Raw genomic sequence first — 16,836 nt, 5'->3', positions numbered from 1 at the left:
TTATCCTTTTTTGACGATGATCTTGTCCTGGTAGTCGCAATCGATGTACTCAACTGCCGTCATCTGCGTCTTTAGTTCCCCGTAGACCGTGGCAAAACGGGCCAGTTTGGTCTCGTACCCATCCTTGCCGAGCCGTACCGGCACGCCTCCACCGGCGGTGAAGAGAGTGAGGCCGAATCCCTTGTCGATGTGAACCTCCGAAACATCGGCCAGGGTAAAGGCGCGCCCCTTCTTCAGCATATCCATGAGGGCCACGGCGCCGGTGAGCATCTCCCTGGCCCCCTTGGGATCCCGGGCCAGATCATCCTCGGTGATGCCGGTTATGACCGGAAAATTGAGGCTGTCACCCTGGGTAAGGGGCTTAAAGACCTCCCCCTTGGCATCCAGGTAATAGAGAAACCCCATGTTCACCACAGCCACCGGTTCCCGCTCCACCACCTCGATGCGGATGGTGTGGGGGAAGTAGCGGCGCACCTGCACCTTCTCGATCCAGGGGTTCTTGGCCAGTTGTTCGCCGATGCGGCGTAACCGCAGCCCCAGCATGGAATCGCCCCTTCTCACCCCGGCCTGTCCAAGAACTTCGTCACGAGTCAGGTGCCTCAACTTCGACACCTCGATGGCCTCCACCTGCAGTACCGCAATCTCGTACCGGGAGGCGAACGCGTACCCCTTGTAGCCTGCGCCCCCCACGACCGCCACGGCCAACGCGCCGAGCACAGCCCGGCTCCCCCAGGTGATGAGGGGACGCCAGTTGATCGGCTTCCGCTCTTTCTTTACCCGGTTGCGGCTCTTGTTGGCCGGCTGGATTCGTGTTTTTACGTGTAAATCGCGCATAAAATCGGTGATCGGGGACCAGGGACCAGGGACCGGCAAAAACAAACAACCAGCTCCACGCCCAGCGTTCCCCCTGTGATTCCTAGTGTTCTTTTGAACCCGGTCCCCGGTCCCCGGTCCCTGAATCTTCAGCGAAGCTGAAACCAGTATCCGCTCCACCAGCTCCTCGAAAGCGATCCCCGCCTCCTTCTGGGCGATCTCCGGCAGGAGGCTCAGGGCCGTCATCCCCGGCAGGGTATTCACTTCGAGGAGAAAACAGTCACCCCCCTCGGTCACCAGGAAGTCTACCCGGCTGTACCCGGCGCACCCCAAAGCCCGATGGGCCTTCTCCCCTTCGGCGAGGAGCTTGCGGTACAGGTCGGCGGGAAGAACCGGCGGACAGATGTGCTCCGCCATGCCGTCGGTGTATTTGGCCTCGAAGTCGTAGAACTCCTTCTTCGGCACAATCTCGATGGCTCCCATGGCCCGGTCGTCGAGAATCCCTACTTGAATCTCCCGCCCCTTGACGAACTTCTCCACGAGGATTTCGTTGTCGTAGCGGAACGCGGCCTCCAGAGCGGCGGCAAGCTCCTCCGCCTTCTTCACGATGCTTACCCCCACCGACGACCCCTCCTGGGAGGGCTTCACCACTACGGGAAGATCAATGCCGGCCGCAACGGCGTCGAAGGTTTCGCCCCGCACGAGCACCCGGTGGGGGGTTATCGTGAGGCCTGCGGCGGCAAAGGCCTGCTTGGCGAAAATCTTGTTCATGGCCAGGGCGCTCGCAAGGACCCCCGAGCCGGTGTAGGGGATTCCCATGAGTTCCAGCACCCCCTGGACCGCCCCGTCTTCGCCGTAGCGGCCGTGGAGGCAGATGAAGGCCACGTCGATCCACTCTCTGACAAGGACCTGGGGCAGATCGCGGTCCACGTCAATGGCAACGGCGTCATATCCCCGGGCCAGAAGCGCCTTGTGCACCGCTCCTCCGCTGGAGAGAGAGATCTCCCGTTCCGCCGAGAGCCCCCCCATAAGCACGCCGATCTTCTTGGTTTTCAGTTCATCACGGGTCATCGCGTTTTCGCCTGAGCGCTTCTTGGAAGCGGTTCTTTAATCACTCTTCACCGACAATCCTGACCTCTTCTTCAAGAGTTATGCCGGTACGTTGTTTTACTGCCTCATTAATTCGGGTAGCCAGGGCAAGAAAATCGGCAGCCGTCGCCCCCCCCCGATTTATCAGGAAGTTAGCGTGGGCCTCCGACACCTGGGCGCCCCCCACCCGCTCTCCCCGAAGCCCAGTTTCGTCAATCAGCCGCCAAGCAGCGGTCCCCTCCGGATTCTTGAAGAAGGACCCGGCATTGGGAAAGCCGACTTTTTGACTCGCGGCCCGGTGTTCCAGGTAACCGGCGATCCGTGCCCCGATCTGATCGGGATCGGCCGGATCCAGGCGAAAGGTTGCCCCAACAATAATCTCACCAGGCGCAAGCCTCAGGAACCGGTAGCCGTAATCGAGGCCGTCGCGGCCGGTTTGCAGCATCTCCCCGTCCCGGATGGTGAGGAGTTCCTCCACTCGGTCAACCACCGCTCCGCCGTGAGCTCCGGCGTTCATGGCCAGGGCACCGCCGACCGTGCCGGGAATGCCGCAGAGAAACTCAAGCCCCCCAAGCCCCCTGTCCCTCAGCAACTGCACGAACTGCCGGTTGGTTACTCCAGCCCCGGCCATCACCCTCTCCCCGGCGAGCAGGGTCATCTCGTCCAGGCGCGCGAGGGAAATGACCACGCCACGAATGCCGCCGTCCCGTACCAGGAGGTTGTATCCCCCGCCGACCACCAGGTAGGGGGTACCGGTTTCAGCCAGAAGCGCCAGGAGCGCCGTAAGATCATCCCGGTCAGCCGGGGTGACGAAGAAGTCGGCGGCGCCCCCCACCTTGAGCGAGGTGTGGCGAGCCATCGGCTCATCCCGCAGAATCTCCCCCCTCAACTCTGCACGGAGGCGGGCGTACAGTTCGTCGTTCAAAGAGCTATCCCTCTGCCGTCTCCAGCTTCCGGAGCAGGGCCTCTCCGGTCTGCCAGATGTTGCCGGCGCCGAGGGTCAGGACGATGTCACCGGGCCTCACGATCTGGAGCAGGTGGTCGGGGAGCGCCTCCCGATCGGCGATGTACGTCACATCCCGCTGTCCGTGTTTGCGGATATTTTCCGCCAGACGTTCCGCCGTCACCCCCTCGATGGGGGCCTCGCCGGCCGAGTAGATATCGGTGAGCACCAGCACATCGGCATCGTAGAAGCAGGTGACGAATTCGGCAAAGAGCTCCTTCGTCCTGCTGAAGCGGTGGGGCTGGAAGGCCACCACGAGCCGCCGATCAGGCCAGCCACTCTTGCCCGCGGCCAGGGTCGCCCGGATTTCCGCCGGGTGGTGGCCGTAGTCGTCGACCACCGTAATACCATTCACCTCGCCCTTTACCTGAAAGCGCCGCCCAACGCCGCCAAACTTGGCAAACCCCTCCTGGATCTGGGCGAAGGGGACATCGAGTTCCATGGCCACGGCGATACACGCGAGGGCGTTCAGCACGTTGTGGGCACCGGGCATCGCGAAGGAAACCTCCCCCATCCGGTATCCCTTGTAGTGGGCCACAAAGGAGGTGGTTCCCCCTTCGAGGCGGATGTGGGTTGCCCGGATGTCCGCCTGGGAGGAGAGACCGTAGGTGACGAAGCGCTTCTTCACCCGCGGCAGGATCTCGGCAATGTTCCGATCTTCCAGGCAGAGGACCGCAAGACCGTAGAAGGGTATCTTGTTGATGAAGTCGACGAAGGTGTCCTTGATCTGCTCGATGCCGCCAGTGTAGAAGTCCAGGTGGTCTGCGTCGATGTTGGTCACCACCGCGATGGTGGGGGAGAGTTTCAGGAACGAGCCGTCGGATTCGTCGGCCTCGGCCACGAGGAACTGCCCCTGGCCGAGCTTGGCGTTGGTGCCGAGGGTGTTGAGTTTGCCGCCGATGACGATGGTGGGGTCAATGCCGCCGTGGGTGAGGGCCGTGGCCACCATGGAGGTGGTGGTGGTCTTGCCGTGGGTGCCGGCGATGGCGATCCCGTACTTCATCCGCATCAGTTCCGCCAGCATCTCCGCCCGGGGGATCACCGGGATCATGCGCCGCTTGGCCTCCATCACCTCGGGGTTGTCGTCATGGACCGCCGTGGAGGTCACCACCACGTCCACGTCGGCCAGGTTCTCCCGGGCATGGCCAAAACGGATGTCCCCGCCAAGGGAGGCAAGGCGGTCGGTGGTATCGGACTGTTTCAGGTCGGAGCCGGACACCTTGTACCCCAGGTTCAGGAGCACCTCGGCGATGCCGCTCATACCGATGCCGCCGATGCCGACGAAGTGGATTTTTTCGATCTTTCCGTACATATCTATTTTTCTTTCCTTTTACTTGTCATCATTTCGTCAACGATCACCTGGGCCGCATCGAGCCGCGCAAGCCCTTGGGCTGCCTCTCCGACGCTTTTCAGCCGCGCCGGGTCGGCCATCAGATCACGGATGGTTTTCGCCAACACCTCGCCAGAAAGCTCCTGCTCGATAATCACAAACCCGGCCCCCCGCTTGAGGAGCGCCTCGGCGTTACGACGCTGGTGGTCGTCCACGGCATGGGGATACGGGATGAAAATGCACGGCTTGCCGCAGGCGGTGATTTCGGCGATGGTGGTGGCACCTGCCCGGCAGACCACGAGGTCGGCCCAACGGTAGGCATCGGCCATGGAATCAATGAACGCCACCACGTCGGCGGCAACTCCCTGCTCCTCATAGGCCGAGGTCACATCTTCCAGATCATTCTCGCCGGTCTGGTGGGTGATCCGCAGCCTCTCCTTCACGTCCTCCAGATGGGGCAGAACTTCTCCCATGATCAGGTTGATCCGGTGAGCCCCGGCGCTTCCGCCAAAGACCAGGAGGTGAAAGGCATCATCGGTACGTTCTTCCTGAGGGGCAAGGGCAACCTGTTCCAGTATCTGGCGACGAAGCGGGTTCCCGGTCAGCAGCGTCCGTTCCTCGGGGAAAAACTTCCGTGACTCTTCCAAAGAGATAAAGACACGTTCGGCCACCGTGGCAAGCATCTTGTTGGTGAAGCCGGGGATTGCATTCTGCTCATGGATGAAGCGCGGAATGTGCATCCCCCGGGCTGCAAGCAGCGCCGGCGCCGACGCGTACCCCCCCACGCCCAGGACCAGATCGGGCTTGAACTCCTTGAGAATCTTCCGGGACTGGGCATAGCCGTAGAGGAACTTGGCAAGCCCCTTGGCCCGGGCAACGCTCCCCTTGCCACGGATGCCGGCAGCGGTGATGCATTCGAGCCGGTACCCCAGCTTCGGCAATACCCGTGCCTCGATTCCCCGCCACGTCCCCACGAAGAGAACCTCGTTCCCTTTCTTGCGAGAGAGGAACTCCTCGGCCACCGCAATGCCGGGGAAGAGATGCCCCCCGGTTCCGCCGCCTGCGATCAGAAGTCTCATGGCGTCCCCTTCATCCGGGTTGACACGTTGAGGAGAATCCCCACCGCGAAGAGCGTTACAATGAGGGAACTGCCGCCATAGCTGATAAACGGCAGCGCCAGCCCCTTAGTGGGGAGAAGCCCCGTGACGACCCCCATGTTGACGAAGGCCTGAATGCCGAGCAGCGTCACAATCCCGAAGGCCAGAAAGCGCCCGAAGGGGTCCTGGGCCATAAGAGCCACCCGCACCCCCCGAAGCACGAGCATCAGGAACATGGCCGCGATGACGATGACGCCGATGAGCCCCAGCTCCTCCCCAACTACCGAGAGGATAAAATCGGTGTGGGCCTCGGGGAGGAAGAACATCTTCTGTTTCCCCTCGCCGAGCCCCTGGCCGATGATGCCGCCGTTGCCGAAGGCGAGCCAGGACTGGATGATCTGGAAGCCGGTGTTGGTGGGATCCTCCCAGGGATTCAGGTATGCCAGGATACGACGCCGACGGTAGTCAACGTTCATGACGAGGAAGTAGAGAAACGGCAGCGTCAACACCACCATCCCGAGGATGTAGCGGGGCCGCGTGCCGGCGGCGAAAAGCATGAGAATAGCCACCCCGCCCATGGTGAGAGCGGACCCCAGGTCATGCTGCTTGAGAAGGATCGCCAGTAGAATGGCGAGAAGTACCATGTAGGGAGCGAAGCCGGTGGAGAAGAACTTCACCTTTTCCTGCTTCTTGTCGAGGGAATAGGCCATGTACATGATCAGTGCGATCTTGGCCAGTTCCGACGGCTGGAGATTGAAGCCCGGGAACCTGATCCAACGGGAGGCACCCTTGGCGGCACCGCCGATCCCCGGAATGAAGACGAGGAGAAGGAGCAAAAGGCAGCCGAGAAGAATCGGAACGGCATACTCCCGCCACTGGCGATAATCGATCCGCATGGCAACAATCATGGCCGCACAGCCCAGGATGGCGTAGATCCCCTGGCGCTTCAGGAAGTAGAACCCGTCGTGGAACTTCTTGGTGGCCATGACCGAGGAGGCCGAGTAGACCATCACCACCCCGAAGCAGGTAAGGGCCACCGCCATCAGGAGTATGACCAGGTCGTAACGCTCGATCTCTTTCAGGTTCAGTTTGAAGTTCAGGTTCACGGGCGCTCTCCCGTGCCGAGGGCGTTTACGGCCGCGCGGAAACGCTGGGCCCGTTCCTCGTAGTCACGGAACATGTCGAAACTGGAGCAGGCTGGCGAGAAGAGGACTACCCCTCCCGGCTCCGTGAGGCTCGCTGCCAGCTCGACCGCTTCCTCGAGGGTCGTGGCCATGCGGGTGTCGGTAAGGCTCCCCAGTTCCCGGGCCATCCGTTCCTTTGCCTCGCCGATGAGGACCATGTGCCGCACCCGCTCCGTCACCAGGGGGGCCAGGGGTGCATACGATCCCCCCTTGTCCTTCCCTCCGGCAATGAGGGTGATGTCATTGAAACTGGCCAGGGCCTTCTCCACACTTCCCACGTTGGTGGCTTTGCTGTCCTCGTAGTAACGGACGCCTGCCAACTCCCGCACCAGCTCCATCCGGTGGGGGAGCCCGCCGAACCCTTCAACGGCCGCAAGGGCCTGTTTTGCGTCGCACCCCAGGAGGAGGGTCGCGGCGAGGGAGGCCATGATGTTTTCGATATTGTGGACTCCGGTGATCCGGAATCGGGCGGTGGGGAAGCGTTCCTCACGCCCCTGGTGCCGGAAGGTGATGACGCCGTCCCGGTGGAAGACCCCCTCGGCAAGCTCCCGCTGTTGGCTCATGGGGAATACCGTCGCGGCAACCCGCCCGGCAATGCCGGCCACGATGGGATCATCCACGTTCAGCACGGCGTAGTCAGTCGATTCCTGGTTCTCGAAGATCCGCACCTTGGCGTCAATGTACTCCTGGAACGTAGCATAGCGGTCCAGGTGGTCCTCGGTGATATTGAGGAGCACCGCCACCCGCGGGCGGAAGGAGCTGATCCATTCCAGCTGGAAGGAACTGATCTCCACCACCACCCGTTCCACCGTCTCGCCTCCCTCTACAAGCTCGATGAGAGGATTGCCGATGTTCCCCCCCACGAAGGTCCGGAACCCGCAGGCGCTGAAGATCTCCCCTGTCAGGGTCGTGGTGGTGGTCTTGCCGTTGGTCCCGGTGATGGCCACCATGGGGACAGTAACGAACCGGGACGCCAGTTCGATCTCGGTAATCACCTCACGTCCGGCCCTGCGGGCCGCCTGGAGATAGGGGCTCTCCTGGGGGACGCCGGGACTCACCACCACTACGTCGGCAGCAGCAAAATCAGCCTCATCGTGGCGGTCTAGCACATACCGCACGGAAAGTCCTGCCAGCTCCCGGAGGGGACCGGCCAGGGCGGACTCGTCGCGAAGGTCGGTCACGGTCACCCGCGCCCCGTTTCGCGCCAGAAAGCGGGCCACCGCCACGCCCGTGCGGGCAAGGCCTACGACCAGTATGTTCTTTCCCGAAATTTCCATGCTATCTCAGCTTCAAGGTCGAGATCGCCACCAGGGCCAGGATAATGGTGATGATCCAGAACCGCACGATGATCTTCGGCTCCGCCACACCCTTAAGCTCGAAGTGGTGGTGGATGGGGGCCATGCGGAAGATCCGCTTCCCCCGGTACTTATAGGACCCCACCTGGAAGATGACCGACAGGGCCTCAACGACGAACACCCCGCCAACGATGACGAGGAGGATCTCCTGCTTGGTGATGACCGCCAGGGTCCCGAGCCCGCCGCCGAGGGAGAGGGATCCCACGTCACCCATGAAAACCTCGGCTGGGTAGGCGTTGTACCAGAGAAAGCCTATTCCCGCGCCCACCATGGCTCCGCAAAGGACAGCCAACTCGCCGGCGCCGGGGACATAGGGGGTCTGTAAATAGCTGGACAGCTTAGCATTGCCGGCTATGTAAGTAAACAGCAGATAGGTTGCTGCGTTGATGGCCACGGGACCGATGGCCAGACCGTCGAGGCCGTCGGTCAGGTTCACGGCATTGCTCGCCCCCACGATGACCAGCATGGCAAAGGGGATGTAAAACCAGGAAAGGTCGGGGTGGAGTCGCTTGAAAAAGGGGAAGGCGAGCTCAGTCGACATATTCACCACAAAAACGAGGAAGCAGACCGCCATGCCGGCGATCAGCAACTGGCCGGCCATCTTCTGGCGGGGGGAGAGCCCCTTGGGGTTTTTCTCCACCACTTTCTTGTAGTCGTCGGTGAAACCGATAAGTCCGTACCCCACGATCACAAAGAGAGTTGTCCAGACGTAGCGGTTTGTCAGGTCGGCCCACAGAAGCGTCGGAATCACGATGGATGCAAGGATGAGAATCCCGCCCATGGTGGGGGTACCCGACTTCTTCAGGTGGGATTCGGGACCGTCAGTGCGGATAACCTGCCGGGCTTGGAGCGCCTCCAGCTTCCGGATGACCCAAGGGCCGAGAATGAACGACACCAGCAGGGCGGTGATGACGGCGTAAATGGTCCTGAACGTCAGGTACTTAAAGACGTTGAAGATCCTGAAGTCGCTCGCCAGCGGATAAAGGAGATGGTAGAGCATTAGGCCGAGGCCCCCTTCCCGAGGGACGCGACAAAGACTTCACGCATCTTTTCCGCGACCCGATCCATGGCCAATCCCCGGGATCCTTTCACAAGAATGAAATCGCCCGCCGCGGTGGTTCGCCGCAGGTCCGCCACAATGGCGTCATGGCTCGTGGCAACCGTAACTGCATCGTCCGCAAGCCCTCCCTCGAGTGCCCCAGCAGCAACAATGCCGGCCATTCCCCCCATCACGTAGAGACGATCGACGCAGGTGGCTGCCAGAAGTCCCAGCTGTCGGTGGGCCTCCTCGGCCCCTTCGCCCAGTTCGAGCATGTCGCCAAGAACCGCCACCGCCCTGCGTCCTGCGCGGATTTCCCGCAGAGTGGTGAGAGCTGCCGCCATGGAGGCGGGGTTAGCATTGTAGCTGTCGTCGATGAGGATGACGTCCCCCACCTCCTCCAGATTGAACCTCCTGGCATAGGGTGAAAATTCTCCCAGACCCCGGGCGATGGTCTCGGTGGGAACACCAAGGACATGGGCAGCCGCGGCAGCGGCAAGGGCATTGGCGATATTGTGACGGCCGAAGGCCCGCAGGGTGACCGGAACCGATTCCGTGGAAAGCCGGAGAATGAAACGCTGGCCATTGCGCCCAAGATTCTCGACCGCCTCGGCAGTGACATCGGCGTTGTGGAGCCCGAAGGAAACACGACGAACTCCGTCGGGGGAGGGACAACGGGCGATGAGGGGATCGTCGGCGTTGAACACGGCGCACCCCTCTGCAGGGAGCCGCAGGAAGAGCTCTCCTTTGGCCCGTGCCACCCCTTCGACACTTCCCAGGGTCTCCAGGTGGGCTGGATAGGCGTTGGTGATGATCCCCACATCCGGACGGGCAATCTCAGCCAGACGGTCGATCTCGCCAAAGGCGCTCATCCCCATCTCCAGGACAGCCCAACGATGGGAGTTATCGAGGCGAAGAAGCATCTGGGGAAGCCCGATCAGGTTGTTGAGGTTCCCCTCTGTCTTGAGCCCGGGGCCGGTCTGCCCCAGGATGGCGGCCAGCATCTCCTTGGTGGTTGTCTTGCCGTTGCTCCCGGTCACGGCCACCACTGGAATGGCAAAGCGCTGCCGATGAAAACAGGCCAAATCGCCAAGGGCCTCCAGGGTATCGTCGACGGCGACGGCGGAGACACCGGGCGGAAGTTCGTTCTTCTCCAGCCACTGGTGCTCCGCAAGCACAACCTGTACCCCGCGATCGCATGCAGCGCCGAGGTAATCGTGGCCGTCAAACCGTTCACCTCGCAACGGCACGAACAGCTCGCCGGGCTGAACCGTTCGGGAGTCGGTTGACACCCCCTCCACACCGGCAGTTTTCCCTTCGCCGCCGAGGGTGCCTCCCGTTGCCTCACGTATGTCTGCCAGAGAGAATAACACGCTATCCCTGTCCTTTGGATGACAGTTCCCGAAAAGCGGCAGCAACCTCTTCCCGATCGTCGAAGTGGTGCTTCATCGTCCCGATAATCTGGTAGTCCTCGTGTCCCTTGCCAGCGAGGAGCAGAACATCCCCAGGACGTGCCACGCGGGCGGCCAGCCTGATTGCCTCGCGTCTCGATTCCACCGCAGCAAATCCTTTGGCATCGAAACCGGTGATGAGTTCTTCCGCCCCATACTCCCGGAGCCCAAGAGAACGGATACCGCCGAGAATCTCGCCAATAATCGCTCCGGCATCCTCGGTTCGCGGGTTGTCGGAGGTGACGATGGATAGATCGCTGAAACGCCCTGCAATCTCCCCCATGACGGGCCGTTTTCCCCGATCCCGGTCTCCGCCGCAGCCGAATACAGTGATGATCCGGCCGGTGGCGATCTCGGCAACGGTCTTCAGGACATTCTCCAGGGCGTCGCCCGTGTGGGCATAATCGACCAGCACCGTGATCCCATGGTCGTTATCAACCCGCTCAAGGCGTCCAGGGACCCGGACATCCCCCTCGATTCCCCCGCGAATTGCATCCGGGGAGAGTCCCAGGGCCACGCCAGCCGCCACAGCCGCCAGGATGTTGTAGAGGTTGAACCGCCCCAGAAGCCGCGAGTGAAACGGTATCGTACCAAGGGGGGTAACGAGGGTACCAGAGATTCCATCGACAGAAAAGGTGACCATCTCGGCCCGGACCATGACTGAAGGAGACAGCCCGTAGCTCACCACCGGCGCAACCGCGTCACTGGCGAGTCGGGCGCCATAGGGGTCGTCCACGTTAATAACCGCGGCACGTCGGGGTTTCGTGTCGTCCGCTGCCAGAAGCTCGGTAAATAGCCGCGCCTTGCTTTCGAAGTACGACTCCATGTCCCGATGATAGTCCAGGTGGTCACGGGTGAGATTGGTGAAGACGCCGACATCGAAGCGGCATCCATCCACCCGTCGCTGCTCAAGGGCATGGGAGGAAACCTCCATGACCACACCTTGGGCGCCCCGGTCCACCAGATCGCGTATGGTCCGCTGCAGATCTACCGACTCGGGAGTCGTGTGGGGAGCCGGGATAGTCTTGTCACCGAAGCGGTAACTGATAGTCCCGAGAACCGCCACAGGGATGCCGGCTCGGGCCATGACGGCCTCCACCAGGTACGTAGTGGTCGTCTTTCCGTTGGTCCCCGTGATACCGACCACGGGAATACCATCGGTGGGGTTGCCGTAGAAGGCTGCGGCAGCACGGGACATGGCAAGACGCGCGTCATCGACCTTCAGCCAGGTCATTCCTTCGGGGACCCGCGACGGATCCTCCACCACCACGGCAACCGCGCCACGGTCGCGGGAGGCGACAATGTAATCATGGCCGTCTGTCGCCACGCCCCTCAACGCGAAAAAGAGACCGCCGGACCGCACCTGCCGTGAATCGCAGTAGAGCCCTTCGATCTCCAGCGCCAGAGATCCTCCTGCTTCAGAGGGATTAATGACCCGTGCCAGATCTTCCAGTCTCATGTTCCCTCGCCATAGAATTTACTTGTGCTCATTTTCATCTTTCTTCAGCCAGCCTTGTTACGCCGTCGGCGTGAACTTGACCCAAACCTGGTCGCTGGGCTTGATCCGGTGCCCGGGAAGGGGGCTCTGCTCCATGGCCCGCCCGCTTCCGTGAAGACGTACGTTGAGCCCCTTCTCTTCCATAACCTTGAGCGTCTGGCGCATGCTCATCCCCCGGAAGTTGGGCATCACAATCCCCTCCCCCTCCTCGACGATCGCCCCTTCGGCGGCCTCGGTGGCCTCCGCGGCCTCCGGAATTGCCTTGGCTTCCACTGTCTTCGGCTTGCTCCTGACGACGGTGTCGGGCGGAACTTTAAGGTAGCAGAGGGTCTGCAACGCGATGCTGCTGAAAGCTGGAGCGGCCACCACACCGCCATAGGGGCTTGTCTTCGGCTCATCAATCACCACAAGAATGGTGATTCGGGGACGGTCTGCGGGGACAAATCCGATGAAGGACGCGGTCCGTTTCGTGGCGGAGTACCCGTGGGTGACCGGGTCCACCTTCTGCGCAGTGCCGGTCTTGCCGGCAACCCGGTAGCCTTCAACCGAGGCATTGGTTCCGGTCCCCCCCTCGGCGGCAACCCCTTCCATCATCCGGGAAACCGTTTTGGCCGTTTCAGGGGAAATGACCCGTCGGCGCACCTGTGGCTCGAAAGACGTGACTACATTCCCTTCGCTGTCGGTGATCTTCTCGACCAGATAGGGTTTCATGAGAACACCGCCGTTGGCAATGGCCGATACGGCGGAGGCCAGTTGCAGCGACGATGTCGTCACACCCTGACCAAACGAAATAGTGGCGAGATCGATGCCGTACCACTGGCTCCATGGCCGTAGACTTCCCCCCACTTCACCGGGCAGATCAACCCCACTCCTGTCGCCGATTCCAAAATTCTTCAGATAGGTGTACAAGCGTGACGGTCCCAGGCGGCTCCCGATTTTGGCGGCGCCGATATTGCTGGAATACTTGAGGACCTCGGCGATACTGAGCCGGCCGTACTTGTGCGTGTCGTGGATCGTCCTTCCGCCGATCGCGTAGCTTCCTCCCTCGCAATTTATGCCGTCGCCGGGCCGGATCACCTTTTCCTCCAACGCGGCGGCGACCAGGAAGGTCTTGAAGGTGGAACCGGGCTCATAGCTGTCGGCAACGGCGCGGTTACGCCATACCTGCGGAGAGTAGGAGGCATGGGAGTTCAGATTGAAGGTCGGATAATTTGCCATGGCCAGCACCTTGCCGGTGTGGGGATCCATCACGAGCGCGGTACCGGCGCGGGCTCCGCTTTTTTCCACCGCCTGGGCCAGTTCCTTCTCGGCGATATACTGGATGTTCTTGTCCAGGGTAAGGGTGACGTCGTGCCCCATGGCCCCATTCTGGATCACCGTCCCCTTGAGGGCCACGTTGCGTCCCAGGGCGTCCCGCTCGGTCACCAGATAGCCGGTTCCACCAAGGATCGTAGAGTCATAGCGTCGCTCTACTCCCTCCAGTCCCTCGGGGTCCAGGCCGGTGAACCCGATCACGTGGGCAGCCACCTCTGAGTTGGGATAAAAGCGCTTTGTCTCCTTGACGAAACCGATCCCCTCGAGATCCAGGTCCCGGATTCGCTTCACCACATCGGGGGTAAGCCGCCGTTGGAGCCAGACGAAGTTCTTGTTCCCCTGGAGCTTCTTCAGGATCGACTCCTTTGGCATGCCAAGGACTGGCGCCAACTGCGCCGAAGCCTCGCCCAAGTCCTCCATGGACTTTGGCTCGGCATAACAGGAATCCATCTCAACCGAAACGGCCAAGGCGGCGCCATTCGCATCGTAGATCGTCCCGCGAACCGGCGTAAGGGGAATAATCTTCTGGTGCTGCCGATCGGCGAGCTTGAGAAGGTAGTCGCGCTTGATCACCTGAAGGTAAAAAGCTCGGCAGAACGTCAACGCAAAGAGGAGAACGAAGAACCCCCCGATGAAGCGGATACGGAGAGTTATCCATTTCTCCGCGTCGTACCTCATTTCACTACCACCACCTGCTGGTCAGTGGGGAGCGCCATGCCGAGGTCCCCCTTGGCAAGGGCCTCGATCCGGGCCGGAGTTTTCAGGGATGCAACCTCGAGCCGCAGCCTGTTCTGCTCTTCCTGGGCTTCCTTAAGGAACCGGTTGGCCTCGGCGATCTCCAGGTTCAAGTCAATGACCCGCACCCGGGACCACACATGGAAAACCGAAACGAGTGTCAGCAAAACCATGACCGCCAGAAGAAAAGGAAACATCTCCCCCCTCTGGGCATACATCGCCTCAAGCTTTTTCGGTGCCGCCACCTTGGTAAAATCGGTTCTCGCCTGCGCCATACTCCCTCCAATAACTCTCACAGCTTTTCCACTGCCCGCACCTTGGCGCTCCGCGCCCTAGGGTTTGTCGCCACCTCGTCCCCTCCCGCCATTACCGGCTTTCCGGTAAGGATGCGGACGCGAGGTTTGTTGCCGCATACACATCGGGGGAGCATTTTCGGGCAGGTGCATCCCTGGGCATAGCGGCGGAAAACGGTCTTGACGATCCGATCCTCAAGGGAGTGGAACGAAATCACCACCCCCCTCCCCCCCGGGGCCAGACGTTCGATACCGGCCACAAGGCCCCGCTCCAGGCTTCCGAGTTCGTCGTTCACAGCAATGCGGAGCGCCTGGAACGTCCGCGTGGCCGGATGGATTCGCTCTTCCCACGCTGCCCGGGGAATCGCCCCCTTCACACAATCAACCAGCTGAAGCGTACTCTCTATGGGCCCGTGCTGCTCCCTCGCCTTGACGACGAACGAGGCGATCCGCTTCGCCCACCGTTCTTCTCCGTACTCTCGGATTATTCGAGCCAGCTCGTCTGCAGAAAGTTCATTCACCAGATCGGCAGCAGTCTCGCCGGTTTCCGGGTCCATCCTCATATCAAGGGGTGCATCCACCTGAAAACTGAACCCCCGCTCCGCCGTATCAAGCTGGTGGGATGAAACACCAAGATCCAGGAGGAAGCCGTCGATGGTGTCAATCCCCAGCGTGGCAAGCGACTCGTCCATGGCTGCAAAATTTGATCGAACGAGCCTTACCCGGTCCCCGAAGGAGGCGATCCGCTTGCTGGCCGCGGCCAACGCCTCCGGGTCCCGGTCGAACCCGACCAGAACGCCATCGGGCGAAGACGCCTCAAGAATCATCCGGGCATGACCGGCGCCTCCCAGGGTCCCATCCACATAAACTCCGCCCGGCCGGGGGGAGAGCAGGGCAAGCACTTCCGCCGGCATGACCGACAGATGGCCAAACTCGGCCACTAGAGACCCAGCTCCGCCACCGCCTCGGAGTCCGAGGGGAACGCCTTCATATCATGGGCACGCACCTTATCCCATTCGGACTGGCTCCAGATTTCCACTTTTTTCATGGCTCCCACAAACAGGATTTCCCGCTCCAGAACCGCATTCTTGCGAAGGTGCGGGGGCACCAGCACCCTTCCCAGCTTATCGGCCGAACATTCGACCGCTGGCGCAACGATAGTGCGCATGATGCTGTTGCGCTGGGCCGAGGTAAGCCCCTTGCCGTTCAGAAACGACTCCTCAAAGATAAACCATTCCTGATAGGGGAATATAAGGAGCCCCGAGCTATAAACCCCGCCCCCGAGATCCACGGGAACCGAATTCGTGACAAAAAAGCGCTCATCGCCAAAGCTCTCCACGAGCACATCCCTGAACCTGGCCGGCAGGCTCGTCCGCCCCTTGGCGTCGATGGTTGTCTCGTAGATCCCCCGGAACATTCCCGCTCACTCCTTGCCACACTTTACCACAATTTACCACTTCGTGGCACAAATCATACCGACCCCCCCGGGGGTTGTCAAGGCAAAACCGGCCTGCGCCGTGTGTTTTTTTATCCATATTTTTCAATACGTTACCACACACATGACAACAGTGAACCGAGACACCGGATCCCCTGTCGGCAGCAACAGCCCCGGTGACAAAAAACCAACAATTAAGAACACTTAAACGAATTATTCGGGAAGGGAATGATACAACGTGAAAAAGGGAGGAATGAACTGGGAGGGAAAGAGGGGGCCAAGCCCCCCATGAATCACTTGTCTTTTTTTCGATCAAGAAGAGAAACAACTTTCCCCCCCTTACCCTGATCTTTTTCTTCCTGGGGAGTGGGGAAAGGTTGCGGAGGAGAAGGGGCAGAAGCAGAATCTCCCAGGACCGGAGAGACCACTTTCTCCATACGGATAGGAGTTCCTCCCATGGTGAAGGGGGCTCCGTTGATCTGTGCCTCCTCAAGAATCCAAGTATAGATCTCCAGCGGCACCGTCAACACCAGGAGCCTGACTCGCCACCAACCAGCCTTGACATCCGGCGAAATATCCTCGATCCGAGCGTAGAAGCCGGGCTTGCTGTCGATATGAACCAACACAAGATCATTGATCGTTGTCGCCATTGGCACACCTTTCCAGATTATTGGTTGTATCCCAGGATCGCCATCCTTCGCGCCGCACCGGCACGGTGGGCAAAAAGCTGCTCCAGCTTCCCATAAAGAGCCCTGAGTTGCCGTTCGCCTCGGTAGAAAGCCGCAATCCTTTCCGGTTCCCACAGCTCTTCGATCCGCTCGCAATTGAAGGTAATGCAGGGAAAAGGGCGGAGTGATGGCGCCATCATGCAGCCGTAGTCATCGAGATAGGGGCAGACATCGCGGTTAAAGCGTGGGGTAAAGAGGGGTTCTCCTTCTGCCAGAAAAACCAGAATGTCGGCCACGGTGACGTGATACTTTCCCCGCAGACAGCATTGGCCACCGCAGGATGCGCAGATAGTCCCGCTACCCATCTCCTGGGCGAGGGAATGAAGCTCCCGCCTGGCCCCCCTGATCGCCGTGGCCAGCGTCTTCACCTCTCCCTGCAGGGCCGACGGCAAGGCGGCATAGTCGGCAGAGACGGCGGCGATGGCACAATCCCAGCGCTCACGATCGTTCATGGAATACTCTTTAAAAAAAT

Annotated in this window: 15 protein-coding genes and 1 pseudogene; all 16 read right to left on the bottom strand. The window is 61.0% G+C overall.

Annotated elements, in window-relative coordinates; translation table 11 throughout:
• Nucleotides 1-834, bottom strand: coding sequence for a cell division protein FtsQ/DivIB (locus tag GMET_RS18940; RefSeq protein WP_238379012.1), 834 nt, complete (start codon nt 832-834; stop codon nt 1-3).
• Between the two features lie 105 nt (nt 835-939).
• Nucleotides 940-1,884, bottom strand: a pseudogene (locus GMET_RS18935) (D-alanine--D-alanine ligase); the annotation flags it as partial.
• A gap of 40 nt (nt 1,885-1,924) precedes the next feature.
• On the bottom strand, nt 1,925-2,827 hold the full coding sequence (murB, locus tag GMET_RS02070; RefSeq protein ID WP_004512386.1) for a UDP-N-acetylmuramate dehydrogenase: 903 nt from the start codon (nt 2,825-2,827) through the stop codon (nt 1,925-1,927).
• Nucleotides 2,828-2,831: 4 nt separating this feature from the next.
• The gene (gene murC / locus GMET_RS02065) at nt 2,832-4,217 is read right to left on the bottom strand and encodes a UDP-N-acetylmuramate--L-alanine ligase (protein ID WP_004512385.1); all 1,386 of its coding nucleotides are present in this window, start codon (nt 4,215-4,217) and stop codon (nt 2,832-2,834) included.
• Between the two features lie 2 nt (nt 4,218-4,219).
• A complete protein-coding gene (murG, locus tag GMET_RS02060; protein ID WP_004512384.1) occupies nt 4,220-5,314 on the bottom strand; it encodes an undecaprenyldiphospho-muramoylpentapeptide beta-N-acetylglucosaminyltransferase in 1,095 nt (364 codons plus the stop codon).
• Complete coding sequence (gene ftsW / locus GMET_RS02055) at nt 5,311-6,438, bottom strand: putative lipid II flippase FtsW (protein ID WP_004512383.1); 1,128 nt, start codon at nt 6,436-6,438, stop codon at nt 5,311-5,313. The genes murG and ftsW overlap by 4 nt, the downstream gene beginning before the upstream one ends.
• On the bottom strand, nt 6,435-7,793 hold the full coding sequence (murD, locus tag GMET_RS02050) for a UDP-N-acetylmuramoyl-L-alanine--D-glutamate ligase (protein WP_004512382.1): 1,359 nt from the start codon (nt 7,791-7,793) through the stop codon (nt 6,435-6,437). The genes ftsW and murD overlap by 4 nt, the downstream gene beginning before the upstream one ends.
• Nucleotide 7,794: 1 nt before the next feature.
• A complete protein-coding gene (gene mraY, locus GMET_RS02045) occupies nt 7,795-8,871 on the bottom strand; it encodes a phospho-N-acetylmuramoyl-pentapeptide-transferase (protein ID WP_004512381.1) in 1,077 nt (358 codons plus the stop codon).
• A complete protein-coding gene (locus tag GMET_RS02040; protein WP_004512380.1) occupies nt 8,871-10,283 on the bottom strand; it encodes a UDP-N-acetylmuramoyl-tripeptide--D-alanyl-D-alanine ligase in 1,413 nt (470 codons plus the stop codon). Before GMET_RS02040 ends, mraY begins: the two co-directional genes overlap by 1 nt.
• Nucleotide 10,284: 1 nt before the next feature.
• On the bottom strand, nt 10,285-11,820 hold the full coding sequence (locus tag GMET_RS02035; protein WP_004512379.1) for a UDP-N-acetylmuramoyl-L-alanyl-D-glutamate--2,6-diaminopimelate ligase: 1,536 nt from the start codon (nt 11,818-11,820) through the stop codon (nt 10,285-10,287).
• A 57-nt stretch (nt 11,821-11,877) separates the two neighbouring features.
• Nucleotides 11,878-13,851: a penicillin-binding protein gene (locus GMET_RS02030; RefSeq protein ID WP_004512378.1), complete on the bottom strand. Its 1,974-nt coding sequence runs from the start codon at nt 13,849-13,851 to the stop codon at nt 11,878-11,880.
• Nucleotides 13,848-14,183 carry a cell division protein FtsL gene (gene ftsL, locus GMET_RS02025; RefSeq protein ID WP_004512377.1) on the bottom strand — a complete coding sequence of 112 codons (336 nt, stop codon included), beginning with the start codon at nt 14,181-14,183 and terminating at the stop codon, nt 13,848-13,850. The genes GMET_RS02030 and ftsL overlap by 4 nt, the downstream gene beginning before the upstream one ends.
• A 17-nt stretch (nt 14,184-14,200) precedes the next feature.
• The gene (gene rsmH, locus GMET_RS02020) at nt 14,201-15,142 is read right to left on the bottom strand and encodes a 16S rRNA (cytosine(1402)-N(4))-methyltransferase RsmH (RefSeq protein WP_004512376.1); all 942 of its coding nucleotides are present in this window, start codon (nt 15,140-15,142) and stop codon (nt 14,201-14,203) included.
• The gene (gene mraZ, locus GMET_RS02015) at nt 15,142-15,618 is read right to left on the bottom strand and encodes a division/cell wall cluster transcriptional repressor MraZ (RefSeq protein ID WP_011365663.1); all 477 of its coding nucleotides are present in this window, start codon (nt 15,616-15,618) and stop codon (nt 15,142-15,144) included. The genes rsmH and mraZ overlap by 1 nt, the downstream gene beginning before the upstream one ends.
• A gap of 311 nt (nt 15,619-15,929) precedes the next feature.
• The gene (locus GMET_RS02010) at nt 15,930-16,286 is read right to left on the bottom strand and encodes a hypothetical protein (protein ID WP_004512374.1); all 357 of its coding nucleotides are present in this window, start codon (nt 16,284-16,286) and stop codon (nt 15,930-15,932) included.
• Between the two features lie 17 nt (nt 16,287-16,303).
• A complete protein-coding gene (locus tag GMET_RS02005) occupies nt 16,304-16,816 on the bottom strand; it encodes a hypothetical protein (protein ID WP_004512373.1) in 513 nt (170 codons plus the stop codon).
• Nucleotides 16,817-16,836 lie beyond the last annotated feature (20 nt).

The organism is Geobacter metallireducens GS-15 (genome assembly GCF_000012925.1).
GTDB classification, from domain to species: domain Bacteria; phylum Desulfobacterota; class Desulfuromonadia; order Geobacterales; family Geobacteraceae; genus Geobacter; species Geobacter metallireducens.
The sequence above is the reverse complement of the archived record's forward strand: the minus strand, read 5'-3'. Positions and strand labels throughout refer to the sequence as shown.

Coding starts and splice junctions, on each gene's coding strand:
- GMET_RS18940 (WP_238379012.1), bottom strand. CDS start 834: ATGCGCGATTTACACGTAAAAACACGAATCCAGCCGGCCAACAAGAGC.
- murC (WP_004512385.1), bottom strand. CDS start 4,217: ATGTACGGAAAGATCGAAAAAATCCACTTCGTCGGCATCGGCGGCATC.
- murG (WP_004512384.1), bottom strand. CDS start 5,314: ATGAGACTTCTGATCGCAGGCGGCGGAACCGGGGGGCATCTCTTCCCC.
- murD (WP_004512382.1), bottom strand. CDS start 7,793: ATGGAAATTTCGGGAAAGAACATACTGGTCGTAGGCCTTGCCCGCACG.
- mraY (WP_004512381.1), bottom strand. CDS start 8,871: ATGCTCTACCATCTCCTTTATCCGCTGGCGAGCGACTTCAGGATCTTC.
- GMET_RS02035 (WP_004512379.1), bottom strand. CDS start 11,820: ATGAGACTGGAAGATCTGGCACGGGTCATTAATCCCTCTGAAGCAGGA.
- GMET_RS02030 (WP_004512378.1), bottom strand. CDS start 13,851: ATGAGGTACGACGCGGAGAAATGGATAACTCTCCGTATCCGCTTCATC.
- ftsL (WP_004512377.1), bottom strand. CDS start 14,183: ATGGCGCAGGCGAGAACCGATTTTACCAAGGTGGCGGCACCGAAAAAG.
- mraZ (WP_011365663.1), bottom strand. CDS start 15,618: ATGTTCCGGGGGATCTACGAGACAACCATCGACGCCAAGGGGCGGACG.
- GMET_RS02010 (WP_004512374.1), bottom strand. CDS start 16,286: ATGGCGACAACGATCAATGATCTTGTGTTGGTTCATATCGACAGCAAG.
- GMET_RS02005 (WP_004512373.1), bottom strand. CDS start 16,816: ATGAACGATCGTGAGCGCTGGGATTGTGCCATCGCCGCCGTCTCTGCC.